Origin of the sequence: Lentzea waywayandensis, from assembly GCF_900115955.1 — a bacterium.
GTDB lineage: Bacteria > Actinomycetota > Actinomycetes > Mycobacteriales > Pseudonocardiaceae > Lentzea > Lentzea waywayandensis.
On the sequence record NZ_FOYL01000005.1, the window covers coordinates 402,879 to 416,817 of the forward strand.

Consider the following 13,939-nt stretch of genomic DNA (forward strand, 5'->3'; position numbering starts at 1 on the left):
ATGGACGAGGGACTGCTGCTCGGCCTGCTGAACACGACGCCCGTCGTGGACGGCGTGCAGCACGACGAGCTCGCGGAGGCAGGTCCGCGATGGCTGGCCGAGCACGACCATCCCGCCTCTGACGACGAGTGGCGCGCACTGGTCGCGGCACGGGACGCGTTGCAGTCCGTGGTGCGGGGCCAGGCCGGACCTGCGGCGCTGACCCCGTTCGTCGAGGACGTCCGGCAGTCGGCCTCCGTCGACTCGTCCGGTGTGGTGTGGCACCTCGATCTGCCCGAGGGACGGACCACCGCCGCACGGGCGGTGCTCGCGTGGGACGCGCTGCGGGTGTCGAGCCCAGGCCGGTTGCGGCCGTGCGCGAACCCCGAGTGCCGGCTGTTCCTGATCGACCACAGCAAGCCGAACAGCGCCCGCTGGTGCTCGATGGCGGTCTGCGGCAACAGGATGAAGGCCCGCCGGCACTACCAGCGCACGCGAGGAGAGCAGTGATGGCCCGCCTGCTGTCGCTCAACGTCGGACTGCCCGAGGACGTCTCCTGGCACGACCGGACCGTCCACACCGGAATCTTCAAGCAGCCGGTCGCCGGACCGTTGATGGTTCGCAGGCTCAACATCGACGGTGACGGCCAGGGCGACCTCGGCGGCCACGGCGGCGAGAACCGCGCTGTCCTTGTGTACCAACGAGAGTCGTACGAGCACTGGCGCTCGGAGCTGGGCCGCGCGTTCGAGTACGGCCAGTTCGGGGAGAACTTCACCGTCGAGGGCCTGGCCGACGCCGAGGTGCACATCGGCGACCGGTTCCGCATCGGCGAGGCCGAGTTCGAGGTCACCCAGCCGCGCGTCACCTGCTACCGCGTCGGCATGCGACTGGACGAGCCGCGCATGCCGACGTTGATGGTCGCGCACGGCCGCCCCGGCTTCTACCTGCGGGTCATCACCGAGGGCGAAGTCCAGGCAGGCGACGAGATCGTGCGCACCGAGGTCGGCCGGCACCGGATGAGCGTGGCCACGATCGACGCGTTGCTGTACCTGCCGGACCGCGACACCGAGCAGCTCGAGAAAGCCGTCGACATCCCCGCGCTGAGCCCTGGCTGGCAGGGGTCCTTCCGCGACCTGTTGACGCCCGCAGAGCCCGAACCTGTGGGCTGGCAGGGATTCCGGCCGTTGCGGGTCGAGGCGATCGTGCCGGAGAGCCTGACGGTGACGTCGTTCCACCTCGCCGGAGAGGGCCTGGCCCGTCCCGAACCAGGCCAGTACCTGACCGTTCGCGTGCCGGGAGGCGTGCGGAGCTACTCGATCTCGTCGGACTCGTACCGGATCAGCGTCAAACGGGACGGCGTCGTCAGCACCTGGCTCCACGACCACGTGAAGGTCGGCGACACACTCGAAGTCGCCGCTCCCCGAGGCGACTTCACGCTGCGACCCGGTGACGAACCGGTGATCCTGCTGTCCGCGGGAGTCGGCATCACGCCGGTGCTCGCGATGCTGCACGCCCTCAAGGGCACCGGCCGCGAGGTTTGGTGGCTGCACACCACCCGCTCAGCCGACGACGCGTTCGCCACCGAAGTACGACGGCTCGGTCCTGCTCACGAGCTCGTCCACTACTCGGACAACGGCCGGCTCACCCGCGAGCACCTCACCGGCCTGCCCGCCAACGCGAGCGCGTACCTGTGCGGCCCCAACGCTTTCATGGACGACATGCGCGAGGCGCTCGTCGAACGCGGCCTCGACCCGGCCCGCATCCACACCGAGCTCTTCGGCGCCCGAACAGCGATCAACCCAGGCCTGATCGGCACCGACACCGTCGCACCGCACCAACCCGTTCCGGAAGGCACCGGCCCGCGGATCACGTTCGCCCGCAGCGGTCTCACGGTGGCCTGGCGCGACGACGACACGAGCCTGCTCGGCCTGGCCGAGGCCTGCGACGTCCCGACCCGCTGGTCGTGCCGCACCGGCGTCTGCCACACCTGCGTGACCCCGGTGCTGTCCGGCACGGTCGTCAACCGGCCGGACCCGCTGGAACCACCGGCTCCCGGCAGCGCGCTGATCTGCTGCGCGCGACCGGAAACCGACCTGGTCCTCGACCTCTGAAACGGCCTAGCGGTGGATCGTGATGCCGCGGATGGTCTTGAGGTCACCGAAGAGCGACGGCGTCGTGTTCACCCGGAAGTTGCCCACCACCATCATCTCCTTCGACTTGTCGCGCTTCTGCACCTCCAGGTGCACGGCGACCTGACCCTCGTGCGACTTGAAGACGCTCTTCAGTTCCTCGATCAACTCCGGCGTCAGCGTCTTGGTGTGCAGTCCGAGGACGAGGGGCGGATCCGCGCCGGGGTTCGCCTCCGCGTCGCTGATGTCGAGCGGGACGACACCGTCACCGAAGATCGCCATCTTGTCCTCGCGCCAGTTCACCCGGCCCTTCACGCACACGGCGGAGTCGAGCTCCAGGTCGTCGCGCAGCACCTCGTACGACTTCGGGAAGAACAGCACCTCGATGGACGCGTCCAGGTCCTCAATCACCGTGATCGCCCACGGCAGGCCGTTCTTGTTCACCCGGCGCTCGATCGACGAGATCATGCCCGAGACGATCAGCTCGCCTTCCTTGGGCGGATCGTCGAGCACGACCGCGATCGGCCGAGGAGCGAACTTGCGCAGGATCCGCTCGGCGCCGTCGAGGGGGTGCGAGGACACGTACAGCCCCAGCATCTCCTTCTCGAGGCTCAGCATCTGCTTGCGCGGGTACTCCTCGGTGCCGAACTTGAGGTGCGCGAGCGGTGAGCTGCTGTCGTCCTGGTCGTCGGCGCTGTCGCCACCGAACAGGTCGAACTGCCCCTCCGCCTCCTTGCGCTTGATCGGGACCACGGCGTCGACCGCGTCCTCGTGCACCTGGATCAGCGACAGCCGCGGGTGGCCGAACGCGTCGAACGCGCCTGCCTTGATCAACGACTCGATCACGCGCTTGTTGCAGGCGACGAGCTCGGACTTGTCCATGAAGTCCGTGAAGGACGTGTAGTTGCCCTTCTCCCGGCGGCTCTTGATGATCGACTCGACGACGTTCGCGCCGACGTTGCGGATCGCGCCGAGACCGAAGCGGATGTCCGTGCCGACCGCACCGAAGCGCAGCGCCGACTCGTTGACGTCCGGCGGGAGGACCTTGATGCCCAGGCGACGGCACTCGGCGAGGTAGACCGCCGACTTGTCCTTGTTGTCACCGACCGACGTCAGCAGGGCGGCCATGTACTCGGCGCGGAAGTTCGCCTTGAGGTACGCCGTCCAGTACGAGATCAGGCCGTACGCGGCCGCGTGCGACTTGTTGAACGCGTAGCCGGCGAACGGGAGGATCGTGTCCCACAGAGCCTGGATCGCCTCGTCGGAGAAGCCGCGCGGGTCGTTGCGCATGCCCTGCTGGAAGCCCTCGAACTCCTTGGCGAGGACCTCGGCTTTCTTCTTGCCCATGGCCTTGCGGAGCACGTCCGCGCGACCCATCGAGTAGCCCGCGACCTCCTGGGCGATGAACATGATCTGCTCTTGGTAGACGATCAGACCGTGCGTCTCGCCGAGGATCACCTTGAGCGGTTCCTCGAGCTGCGGGTGGATCGGCTTGACTTCCTGACGGCCGTTCTTGCGGTCCGCGTAGTCGTTGTGCGCGTTCACACCCATCGGACCGGGGCGGTACAGCGCGCCGACCGCGACGATGTCCTCGAACGTCGTCGGCTGCATGCGGCGCAGCAGGTCGCGCATCGGCCCGCCGTCCAGCTGGAACACGCCGAGCGTGTCACCGCGGCCGAGCAGCGCGTAGGTCTCCGGGTCGTCGAGCGTGAGCTTGTCGAAGTCCGGGACCGCGTCCTTGCCGCGGTTGGCCTCGATGTTCTCGATCGCGTCGCCCATCACCGTGAGGTTGCGCAGCCCGAGGAAGTCCATCTTCAGCAGGCCGATGTTCTCGCACGACGGGTAGTCCCAGCCGGTGATGAACGAGCCGTCGTCGCGGTACCAGAGCGGGATGGACTCCGTCAGCGGGTCCTTCGACATGATCACCGCGCAGGCGTGCACGCCGGCGTTGCGGATCAGGCCCTCGAGACCGAGCGCGGTGTCGAAGATCTCCTTCACCTGCACGTCGGTTTCCAGCAGCGACCGGACCTCGGCTGCCTCGCCGTAGCGCGGGTGGCTCTTGTTGACGATGCCGTTGAGCGGGATGTCCTTCGCCATGATCGGCGGCGGCAGCGCCTTGGAGATCTTGTCGGCGATCGCGAAGCCCGGCTGACCGTGGTGGACACGCGCCGAGTCCTTCAGCGCGGCCTTGGTCTTGATGGTGCCGAACGTGATCACCTGCGCGACCTTGTCGGCGCCGTACTTCTCGCTGGCGTAGCGGATCATCTCGCCACGCCTGCGGTCGTCGAAGTCGATGTCGATGTCGGGCATGGCGGTGCGCTCGGGGTTCAGGAACCGCTCGAACAGCAGGCCGTGCGGGATCGGGTCGATGTTCGTGATGCCCATCGCCCACGACACGGCGGCACCCGCGGCCGAACCACGGCCGGGACCGACGCGGATGCCCACGCTGCGGGCGTAGCTGATCAGGTCGGCGACGATCAGGAAGTACGCCGGGAAGCCCTTGTCGATGATGACCTGGGCCTCGAAGTCGCAGCGCTTGATGTACTCCTCGGGAACCTCCTGGCCGGCGAACCGCCACTCCAGGCCGCGCCGGATCTCCTTGCGGAACCACGAGGCCTGGTCCTCGCCCTCGGGGACCTCGAAGTTCGGGATCCGGTCCTTGACGCTCCAGATGTCGTCGTAGGACTCGACCATCGACGCGACGAGCAGCGTGTTGTCGCACGCCTCCGGCAGGTCCTTCCAGATCTGCCGCATCTCCTCGGACGACTTCAGGTAGTAGCCGTCCCCGTCGAACTTGAACCGGTTCGGGTCGGTCAGCATCTTGCCGGACTGCACGCAGAGCAACGCGGAGTGCGTGTCCGCCTGGTCCTTGGTGACGTAGTGGCTGTCGTTCGTCGCCAGCGGCGGGATGCCGAGCTTCTTGCTGATCTCCAGCAGGCCCTCGCGGACGCGGCGCTCGATGTCGAGGCCGTGGTCCATGAGCTCCAGGAAGAAGTTCTCCTTGCCGAAGATCTCCTGGTAGTCGGCCGCCGCCTGGAACGCCTCCTGCACCTGCCCGAGCCGCAGCCGGGTCTGCACCTCGCCGGACGGGCAGCCGGTCGTGGCGATGATGCCGTCGGAGTGCTCCGCGACGAGCTCGCGGTCCATGCGGGGCTTGTAGTAGTAGCCCGTCTTGCTGGCCTCGGTGTGCAGGCGGAACAGGTTGCGCAGGCCGTCCGCGTTGCGCGCCCACATCGTCATGTGCGTGTACGCGCCGGCACCGGAGATGTCGTCGCTGCGCTGGCCGGGATCGCCCCAGGCGACCGGCTTCTTGTGCAGGCGGTTGTGCGGCGCGAGATAGGCCTCGATGCCGATGATCGGCTTGATGCCGGTCTTCATCGCCGTTTGGTAGAACTCGTCGGACCCGTACATGTTGCCGTGGTCGCTCATGCCGACAGCGGTCATGCCGAGCCGCTCGGCTTCCTCGAACAACGGGGCCACCTTGGCCGCGCCGTCGAGCATCGAGTACTCGGTGTGCACGTGCAGGTGCACAAACGAGTCCGCCACGGTACCTCCAGGAGATCGAACGGACGCGTGGGAAGGACGCGAAATCCGGATCCGCCAACCCTATCCCGCCTCGAAGATCACCTCACGGAGGCTCGGGGGTTTGTCGCCGTGATCTCGAACCGGACAGGCGGTGGCGCGGTGATCCAGACCGCCAGGTAGCGTTCTTTTCGTGGTGCCCCCCGATCCCGTAGACGCCCGCCTGCTCGCCGTTCTCGCCGAGTCAGGTCGCGCTGCCGTGCACGAGATCGCCCAGCGCCTGGGGATGGACCCGCGCGAGGCCGCCATGCGTCTGATCACCCTCTCCGGCAGCGGCCTTCCGCTGCTGGTGGGTGTGGAGTGCGACCCGAACGGGGTCCGCCGGGCGCTCGCCAACGCCGCCGCCTACGGCAACTACATGGGCGGCCCGCCGTCCGGCCCGTACGCGGTGAACCAGAGCGGCCCCCACCCTGTTCAGCAGCAGTACGGGCCCCAGGGTCCGGTCAGCCAGCCGTTCCCCGCTCAACAGCCCCCGCCGCAGGCCACCTGGGGTCCGCCCCAGTCAGCCGGCTGGGTGCGCGCGGACCAGCCGCAGCCCAAGCCCGTCGTCTCGCGGACCGGCAAGATCGGCACCGCCCTGGAGGCGGACAGCCTCGAGGGCGCGCGCCTGTCGATCCAGCTCATCGAGGTCGTCGACCCGGCGGACTTCCTGTTCACCGCCGCCGGCTACAAGCTCGCCGAGGGCGAACGGGCCGTGGTCGTACACACCGAGGTGACGAACACCTCTCAGGTCCCGTACACCTCGCTGCCGGACATGTACCTCGTCCTGGTCACCAAGACCGGCGAGACCGTGACGAAGGCGCCCGTCTCGCTGTCCTCGCGGCCCGCGCACAAGCTCGGCGTGCAGCCGGGCGAGACCGCCGGCGGCCACAGCGTGTTCGTGCTGCCGGACACCACCGAGGTGATCCAGGTCCGCTGGAGCGTGCGCCCCGAGGTGGACCTGAACACCCTGGTCTGGACCGTCGAGGACTAACTCAGTGCCTTGAGCGCCGCCGCGTGCACACCAGGCGCGGCCGCCAGGTACTCACGGGTGGTCAGCTCCCACGGCTTGCCGTCGAGATCCGTGACGACACCGCCTGCCTCCTGCACGAGCAGCACACCGGACGCGTGCGCGCGCACGTTGTCGTACTGCCAGTGCACGTCCATCCGTCCCGCCGCGACCTGGGCGAGTTGATGGGTCACCGGCACGGAGATCCGGACGTAGAGGGCCTCCTTCGCCATCGCGCTGTAGGCGGCGCCGACCCGGTCCGCCATCTCCGGCCCCTGGCCGGGCTGGGCCTGACCGGTGCCGGCCAGCGCGCCGTCCAGCGAGGTCTTGTCCGAGACCTTGAGCCGGACGCCGTTCAGGAACGCGCCGCCGCCCTCGGTGGCCGTGAACATCTCGTCGAACAGCGGGAAGTAGACGACCGCGAGCACCGGGCGGCCGTCGCGGACCAGGCTCACACCGATGTTCCAGTCGGTCATGCCGTGGACCGCGTTCATGTTGCCGCCGACCGGGTCGACCAGCCACCACTCGCCGGCTTCGAGCGGGCCGGAGCCGTGTTCGTCGTCGAGCCAGCGCGCGTCCGGGTTGATCGCCTCCAACTCCGGCTTGAGGAGGTCGACGACTGCGGCGTCGTTGGCGCGGACGGCCTCGACGATCTCGGTGAGGCTGGAGGCGCGGGACTCCGTCGAGTAGCGCTTCAGCATTCGCGCTCCGGCACGGCGGACGGCGGCGGCGGCGGCGGTGGCTGCGGCGGTCGGGGCTGCGGCGGTCGGGGCTGCGGCGGTCGGGGCTGCGGCGGTCGGGGCTGCGGCGGTCGGGGCTGCGGCGGTCGGGGTAGTGGTGGTTTCGGTGGACATGGCTTCCTCCAAGATTGTCTGTCATGCAAGCGGATCTGAACCTGTTGACCGTGCTGGACGCCCTGCTCGAAGAGGGCAGCGTGATGGGGGCGGCGCAGCGGCTGCACCTGTCGTCACCCGCGGTCAGCCGCACGCTCGGGCGGATCAGGAAGGTGACCGGCGACGACATCCTCGTGCGGACCGGCCACTCGATGACTCCCACGCCGTACGCGCTGGGGATCGCCGAGGAGGTGCGTCGGCTGGTTCGGGAGGCCAACGCCGTGCTGGCGCCGAGCCGTGAGCTGGACTTGGCCGAACTGGAGCGCACGTTCACGATCCAGTGCCACGACGCCCTCGCGTCGTCGGTGGTGCCGGTGTTGATCGGGCGGATCGCGGAGCAGGCACCCGGTGTGCGGTTGCGGGTGCTCGCCGAGCACTCCGCCGACACCGACGACCTGCGGCACGGCCGGGTGGATCTGGAACTCGGCGGTGGCTCGCCCGACCTCCCCGAGTTCCGCTCGGAGACGGTCGGCACCGACCCGCTCGCCGTGGTCCTGCGGTCCGGTCATCCGTGCACCGAACTGGATCTGCGGGCGTACGCGTCCTACCCGCACGTGGTGGTCTCGCGGCGCGGCCGGCTGACCGCCCCGATCGACGAGTTGCTGGCCGCGGAGGGCTTGCAACGCAAGGTGATCGCGACGGTGGCGACCGTGCACTCGGCCCTGCAGATCGCGGCGGCGAGCGACGCGCTGGTCACCACGACGGCGATCCTCTGCCGGCCGTTGATCGAGGCGTTCGGGCTGGTCACGCGGCCGTTGCCGGCCGAGTCGCCGGAGGCGTCGATCAACTGCAACTGGCACCAGCGCTACGACTCCGACCTCGCCCACGCGTGGCTGCGCGACCTGGTGCGGACGACCCTCGCCGAGGTCCTAGGCCGGTAGCGGCAACGCCACGGCGCCGGGAAAGCGCGGGGTCTCGGCCTCGTCGAGCATCGCGGCGGCGACGGTCTCGCGGCTGACCTTCGCGGTGAGGTCGAACGGCGGCGCGGCGTCCAGGCCGACCGTGCGGCCGGGACTCGAGGGCTCGTCGCTGAGCAACCCGGCGTGGAAGACCGTGCCACCGGCGGCGAGGACGGCGTTGTCGGCCGCGATCTTGTCCGGGATCCGGTCGCCCATCACCTTCCAGAGCACCGCGGCACCCTCGCCCGCCGCGTCGGCGGACGCGCCCGTGCCGTAGGCGCCGAGCCAGATGATCCGGCGCGGTCCGGCGGCGACCACGGCCTTGGCGCCGTCGAGCAGGACTCCCGCCCGGTCGGTGCCGAGACCGGACAGGACGACGGAATCGGCGTCGATGCTCAACGGCGCGCTCACGTCGCCGGCGACCTTGCTCAGGTTCGGGTGGTCGAGGGTGATCCGGCTCGGGTCGCGGGCGATCGCGGTGACGACGTGACCGCGCTCCAACGCCTGGCGGGTGAGGGCGAGACCGGTCCGGCCCGAGGCCGCGAGAATTGTCAGGTGCATGCCGAAAACGCTATTGAGCACACCGATTAACATCAAGTGCAATGTCGTCAACCGGTGATTTACCCAGACGCAATCAGCCCTCGTCGCGCAGCTTTTCCAACGCGGCCGAAAGGTCGTCCGGGTACTCGGACGTGAACGAGACCCACTGGCCGTCCGCCGGGTGGTGGAACCCGAGCTGACGCGCGTGCAGCCACTGCCTCGTCACCCCGAGCCGCTTGGACAGCGTCGGGTCGGCCCCGTACGTCAGGTCGCCGACGCACGGGTGGTGCAGCGCCGAGAAGTGCACGCGAATCTGGTGCGTGCGCCCGGTTTCCAGGTGCACCTCGACGAGAGATGCCGCCCGGAACGCCTCCATCACCTCGTAGTGCGTGATGGACGGCTTTCCGTCCTGCATCACCGCGAACTTGTAGTCGTGCTTCGGGTGACGGTCGATCGGCGCGTCGATGGTGCCCTTGATCGGGTCCGGGTGGCCCTGCACGATCGCGTGGTAGACCTTGTCCACGGTCCGCTCTTTGAAGGCGTGCTTCAAAGCGGAGTACGCGGACTCGGACTTCGCGACCACCATCACGCCGGTCGTGCCGACGTCGAGCCGGTGCACGACGCCCTGACGCTCGGCGGCACCGGACGTGGCGACGCGGTGGCCGGAGGCGAGGAGCCCACCGACGACGGTCGGCCCGGTCCAGCCCGGCGACGGGTGCACGGCGACACCGACGGGCTTGTCGATGACGATGATGTCGTCGTCCTCGTGGATGATGACCATGCCCTCGACGGGGATCGCCTGGACGGTGACCGGCTGCGGCGGCGCGGGCAGCGTGATCTCCAGCATCGACCCGGCCGTGAGCCGGTCGGACTTGCCGACCACCCGGCCGTCGACCAGCACCTCGTCGGAGTCGGCGATGGCCGCGACGACAGTGCGGGACAGGCCGAGCAACTTCGCGAGGCCGGCGTCGACGCGCATGCCGTCCAGACCGTCGGGAATCGGCAGCGTTCGGTATCCGCTCACGCGGGGTGCCTCGACCTTCTTCTCCTTGCAGAACCCGCTGAATCTACCAGGAGCAGCTACTTCGGCTCCGCCGCACCATCGGACTCCACGACGAGCGCGGGCTCCTCCTTGTGAACGGTCCCGTCGTAGTCGTGCCGCATCAGCGCCAGCACGATGATCGTGGCGCCACCGCCGACGATCGCCATGTCGGCGACGTTGAACACCGGCCACACCTGGCCGTACGGGTCGAACAGCGACAGGAAGTCCACCACGTGACCGCGCATCGGGCCCGGTTCGCGGAACAGGCGGTCGGCGAGGTTGCCGACGGCGCCGCCCAGCACCAGGCCGAGGCCGACGGCCCAGCCCTGCGAGCGGAGGTTGCGCGCGATCCAGAGGATGAACCCGGCGACGCCCAGCGCGATCAGCGCGAGGATCCACGTCTGCCCCTCGGCCAGGCCGAACGCGGCGCCGGGGTTGCGGACGAACGTCAGGTAGAGCACGCCGCCGAAGAGCTTGATCGGATCGGCACCCTCGAGGAACGCCACCGACACGACCTTGGTGAGCACGTCCAGCGCCAGCACGCCGCCCGCCAGGACCGCGAGGGTCTTCGTCCGCGGCTCCGGCAACGAGCCGGAGATGGAACCGGAGATCGAGAACTCGTCGTCGTCCTCCTCCGCCTTGGCGGGGGACTCCGCGGGTTTCTCCTCGGTCTTCTTCTCCGCGTCCGGCTCGTCGACCACGATCGCGGGCGTCGCGACCGTCTCCGGCTCGCTGACCTGCGCTTCCACCGGCTTGTCAGCGACCTTCTCGGCAGCCTTCTCGGCGGCTTTCCCCGCGGCCTTGGCCTCGTCACTCACCAGGTCATTGTCCACTACAGGGACTACGCGAGGAACGGCGGCAGGGTTCGGTTGTCGTCCTGCGGAACCCAGCGGCCGTCGCGCTGCGCGTAGGTCCACTTCGGACCCTCGGTGACGAGAGTGCGCAGCGCCGCGACCAAACGGTCCACGTGCTCGGGCGTCGTGCCGAGGCCGATCGACGCGCGCACGGCGCGTTCCTCGTGCGATCCGACCTGCTTGACCAGACGGCCCACGATCACGTGCGCGCAGAACGCTCCGTCGCGCACCCCGATGCCGTACTCGGCGGACAGTGCCGCCGCGAGGAAGCCCGCGTCGAAGCCGGAGATCGTGAAGCTCACGACGCCCACCTTGTCGGCGTCGGTCAGGATCGCGAGCTCGCGGAAGCCGGGGATGGTGCGCAGGCCGTTCTGCAGGCGCGTCAGCAGTTCCTGCTCGTGCGCGACGGTCTGCTCCCAGTGCCGCGACAGGATCTCGCAGGCCGCGGCCAGCGCGTGCACGCCGACGACGTTCGGGCTGCCGGCCTCGTGCCGCTCGGGCACCGCGGACCAGGCCACCCCGAGGCGGTCGCCGTGGTCGGTCACCTTCGAGGTCGCGCCGCCGCCGACCAGGTACGGCTGGGCCTGCTGCAGCCAGTCCGCGCGGCCGACCAGCACACCGGCGCCGAACGGCGCGTAGATCTTGTGGCCGGAGAACGCGATGTAGTCGACGCCCAGCTCACGGGCGTTGATCGGGCGGTGCGGGGCGAGCTGCGCGGCGTCGAGCGCGATCCGCGCGCCGTGCCGGCGGGCGACCTTCGCGAGCTCCGCGACCGGCCACAGCTCCCCCGTGACGTTGGACGCCCCGGTGACGATCACGAGCCGAGGGCCGACCGGGGCGGCGGCCAACGCCCGGTCCAGCGCGACAACTGCGGCGCCGGACGAAGACGGTGCGGGAACACGCTGAACGTTCGGGCCGCGCCACGGCAGCAGGGCCGCGTGGTGCTCGCTGTCGAACAGGACGACCGCGGTGTTCTTGGGAACGCTGCGCGCCAACAGGTTCAGCGAATCGGTGGTGTTGCGGGTGAAGACGACGGCGTCGGAGGAGTGCGCCCCGACGAAGCGGCGGATGCGGTCGCGGGCCTGCTCGTAGACGCGGGTCGAGACCTGCGAGGCGAACCCGGCGCCGCGGTGCACGCTGGCGTACCAGGGCAGCAGTTCGTCGACGGCGTCACGCACTTCCTGAAGACAGGGCGCCGATGCCGCGTGATCGAGGTTGGCATAGGTGACGCGCTCTCCGGTGACGAGCGGAACCCGCAGGTCGGCGCCGACGACAGCCGGAACGGCGGTGGTGGTTCCAGGGGTGATCGCGAGCGTCATCGAGCTGCCTCCGAGGCCAGGGGCCCCGTTGTGCGAAGGCCCGCGCTTGACCGGCGCCCCACGCGCCGGACCAGGTCCTCACCAAGGGCACCCCACCGCGGTTGGAGGGTTGCCGGCCAGCAAGCTTGGGCTTGACGCTGGCTCTCATGACCTGCCGACGACGTTAGCGGAGGCCGACGCGCCCGTCGACACCTGATTCACATGCTGGGAAGCGTCGGCGACCGACTAATCGCCGGTCTCGCCCTTCCACCGTGCGTAACGACCGGCGCGGTCGACGGCACGTACGCGCCGCTCAGCGGCATCGCGCGCTTCTTCGGTGGTGACGATGAGCAACTGGTCGTCCGTCTGCAGCCGGGTCGTCGGTTGTGGCGTGAAACTCTTTCCCGAGCGCACCACGAGGCTGACTGTGGCGCCGACGGGCAGCCGCAGTTCGGTCATGTAGACGCCGTGCAGCTTCGACCCGCGCTGGATGTGCACCTGGAGCAGTTCGGCACCGAGCTCGTCGAGCGGCGAGGAGTCGACCTGGACCTCCTGCGCCTCGCCCGTCTTCACCAGCCCGAGGCGCCGGGCGAGGAACGGCAGCGTCGTGCCTTGCACCACCGTCAGCACGATGACCAGCACGAACACCACGTCGACCAGTTCGCGCGCGCCCTCGACCCCCTGGATCAACGGGATCAGCGCGAACACGATCGGCACCGCGCCGCGCAGCCCCGACCAGGACAGGAAGGCCTGTTCGCGCCACGGCACCTTGAACGGCAGCGAGGACAGGATCACCGACAGCGGCCGGGCCACGAACGTCAGCACCACGCCCGCGATCAGCGCGGGGAACAGCACGTCGAGCAGGCGAGACGGCGAGGCGTAGAGGCCGAGCAGCACGAAGAGCCCGATCTGGGCCAGCCAGCCGAGACCTTCGGCGAACGAGAGGGTGTCGGCGCGGTGCGGCAGGCGGGCGTTGCCCAGCACCAGCGCGGCGACGTACGTGGCGAGGAATCCGGAGGCGTGCGCGAGGTCGCCGGCCGTGTAGGCCATCACGCACACCGCCACCGTGGCGAGCGGGTACAGACCGGTGGAGGGCAGTGCCGCGCGTCTGAGCCCGGCCCCGCCGAGATAGCCGAGGGCAACGCCGATGAGCGCGCCCGCGCCCAGTTCGTAGATCACCAGCAGTGGCGCGGTCCAGGAGATCTGATCCGACGAGGCCAGCAGCACGACGGCGATGTAGACGGGCGCGTCGTTGAGGCCGGACTCCAGTTCGAGCGCGCCGGTGAGCCGCGGCCCCACGCCTAACGAGCGCAGGACGCTGAACACGGCGGCCGCGTCGGTGGACGACAGCACCGCGCCCCACAGCAACGCCATCCGCCAGTCGAGGCCCAGCAGGAAGTGCAGCGCCGTCCCGGTCACCGCCACGCTCACCACAACGGCCACTGTGGACAGTGCGACGCCCAGCCACAGCGAGGACTTCACCGCGTTCCAGCGGGTCGTGATCCCGCCCTCGGTCAGGATCAGCACCAGCGCCGCGATGCCGAGGGACTGGGTGAGGTCGGCGTCGTCGAACTTGATGCCGAACACGGCCTCGCCGAGCAGCACGCCGATGCCGAGGTAGAGCAGGAGTGAGGGCAGCCCGAGGCGAGTCGACACCCGCACCGCGATCACGGAGATCAGCAGTACGGCCGCGCCGATGCCCAGAACGACCGTGACGTCACCCACCTGGACCATT

At 69.4% G+C, this 13,939-nt stretch carries 11 protein-coding genes and 1 riboswitch; of the genes, 4 read left to right on the forward strand and 7 right to left on the reverse strand.

Annotated features, from left to right (window positions below):
• Together BM417_RS22050 and BM417_RS22055 are read left to right on the forward strand one after the other, a co-directional pair.
• Positions 1 to 489, forward strand: coding sequence for a CGNR zinc finger domain-containing protein (locus BM417_RS22050; protein WP_093597377.1), 489 nt, complete (start codon positions 1 to 3; stop codon positions 487 to 489).
• Positions 489 to 2,090, forward strand: coding sequence for an MOSC domain-containing protein (locus BM417_RS22055; RefSeq protein WP_093597380.1), 1,602 nt, complete (start codon positions 489 to 491; stop codon positions 2,088 to 2,090). The genes BM417_RS22050 and BM417_RS22055 overlap by 1 nt, the downstream gene beginning before the upstream one ends.
• 6 nt (positions 2,091 to 2,096) lie before the next feature.
• On the opposite strand, the gene dnaE is transcribed toward BM417_RS22055, so the two are convergent.
• Positions 2,097 to 5,609 carry a DNA polymerase III subunit alpha gene (dnaE, locus tag BM417_RS22060; protein WP_093598019.1) on the reverse strand — a complete coding sequence of 1,171 codons (3,513 nt, stop codon included), beginning with the start codon at positions 5,607 to 5,609 and terminating at the stop codon, positions 2,097 to 2,099.
• A 214-nt stretch (positions 5,610 to 5,823) separates the two neighbouring features.
• Here dnaE and BM417_RS22065 point away from each other — a divergent pair, with 214 nt between their 5' ends.
• The gene (locus BM417_RS22065) at positions 5,824 to 6,663 is read left to right on the forward strand and encodes an AsnC family protein (RefSeq protein WP_093597383.1); all 840 of its coding nucleotides are present in this window, start codon (positions 5,824 to 5,826) and stop codon (positions 6,661 to 6,663) included.
• Here the strand turns inward: BM417_RS22065 and BM417_RS22070 are convergent.
• Positions 6,660 to 7,532 (reverse strand): inositol monophosphatase family protein, encoded by an 873-nt coding sequence (locus tag BM417_RS22070; protein WP_093597386.1) that lies wholly within the window; start codon positions 7,530 to 7,532, stop codon positions 6,660 to 6,662. The two genes, BM417_RS22065 and BM417_RS22070, sit on opposite strands and share 4 nt — an antisense overlap.
• Before the next feature lie 23 nt (positions 7,533 to 7,555).
• Here BM417_RS22070 and BM417_RS22075 point away from each other — a divergent pair, with 23 nt between their 5' ends.
• On the forward strand, positions 7,556 to 8,452 hold the full coding sequence (locus BM417_RS22075; RefSeq protein ID WP_093597389.1) for a LysR family transcriptional regulator: 897 nt from the start codon (positions 7,556 to 7,558) through the stop codon (positions 8,450 to 8,452).
• On the opposite strand, the gene BM417_RS22080 is transcribed toward BM417_RS22075, so the two are convergent.
• The 5 genes from BM417_RS22080 to BM417_RS22100 form a co-directional block, all read right to left on the reverse strand.
• Complete coding sequence (locus BM417_RS22080; protein ID WP_093597392.1) at positions 8,441 to 9,031, reverse strand: NAD(P)-dependent oxidoreductase; 591 nt, start codon at positions 9,029 to 9,031, stop codon at positions 8,441 to 8,443. The genes BM417_RS22075 and BM417_RS22080 overlap by 12 nt on opposite strands.
• A gap of 73 nt (positions 9,032 to 9,104) precedes the next feature.
• The gene (locus BM417_RS22085) at positions 9,105 to 9,989 is read right to left on the reverse strand and encodes an RluA family pseudouridine synthase (RefSeq protein WP_093598022.1); all 885 of its coding nucleotides are present in this window, start codon (positions 9,987 to 9,989) and stop codon (positions 9,105 to 9,107) included.
• A gap of 101 nt (positions 9,990 to 10,090) precedes the next feature.
• On the reverse strand, positions 10,091 to 10,870 hold the full coding sequence (lspA, locus tag BM417_RS22090; RefSeq protein WP_245822068.1) for a signal peptidase II: 780 nt from the start codon (positions 10,868 to 10,870) through the stop codon (positions 10,091 to 10,093).
• 23 nt (positions 10,871 to 10,893) lie between these two features.
• The gene (locus BM417_RS22095; protein ID WP_093597395.1) at positions 10,894 to 12,225 is read right to left on the reverse strand and encodes an aminotransferase class V-fold PLP-dependent enzyme; all 1,332 of its coding nucleotides are present in this window, start codon (positions 12,223 to 12,225) and stop codon (positions 10,894 to 10,896) included.
• Positions 12,226 to 12,262: 37 nt separating this feature from the next.
• A riboswitch (SAM riboswitch) is annotated at positions 12,263 to 12,377 on the reverse strand.
• 73 nt (positions 12,378 to 12,450) lie between these two features.
• The gene (locus BM417_RS22100; protein WP_093598027.1) at positions 12,451 to 13,929 is read right to left on the reverse strand and encodes a potassium/proton antiporter; all 1,479 of its coding nucleotides are present in this window, start codon (positions 13,927 to 13,929) and stop codon (positions 12,451 to 12,453) included.
• Positions 13,930 to 13,939 lie beyond the last annotated feature (10 nt).

Coding starts and splice junctions, on each gene's coding strand:
- BM417_RS22050 (WP_093597377.1), top strand. CDS start 1: ATGGACGAGGGACTGCTGCTCGGCCTGCTGAACACGACGCCCGTCGTG.
- BM417_RS22055 (WP_093597380.1), top strand. CDS start 489: ATGGCCCGCCTGCTGTCGCTCAACGTCGGACTGCCCGAGGACGTCTCC.
- dnaE (WP_093598019.1), bottom strand. CDS start 5,609: ATGCTCGACGGCGCGGCCAAGGTGGCCCCGTTGTTCGAGGAAGCCGAG.
- BM417_RS22070 (WP_093597386.1), bottom strand. CDS start 7,532: ATGTCCACCGAAACCACCACTACCCCGACCGCCGCAGCCCCGACCGCC.
- BM417_RS22075 (WP_093597389.1), top strand. CDS start 7,556: ATGCAAGCGGATCTGAACCTGTTGACCGTGCTGGACGCCCTGCTCGAA.
- BM417_RS22080 (WP_093597392.1), bottom strand. CDS start 9,031: ATGCACCTGACAATTCTCGCGGCCTCGGGCCGGACCGGTCTCGCCCTC.
- BM417_RS22085 (WP_093598022.1), bottom strand. CDS start 9,989: ATGCGCGTCGACGCCGGCCTCGCGAAGTTGCTCGGCCTGTCCCGCACT.
- BM417_RS22095 (WP_093597395.1), bottom strand. CDS start 12,225: ATGACGCTCGCGATCACCCCTGGAACCACCACCGCCGTTCCGGCTGTC.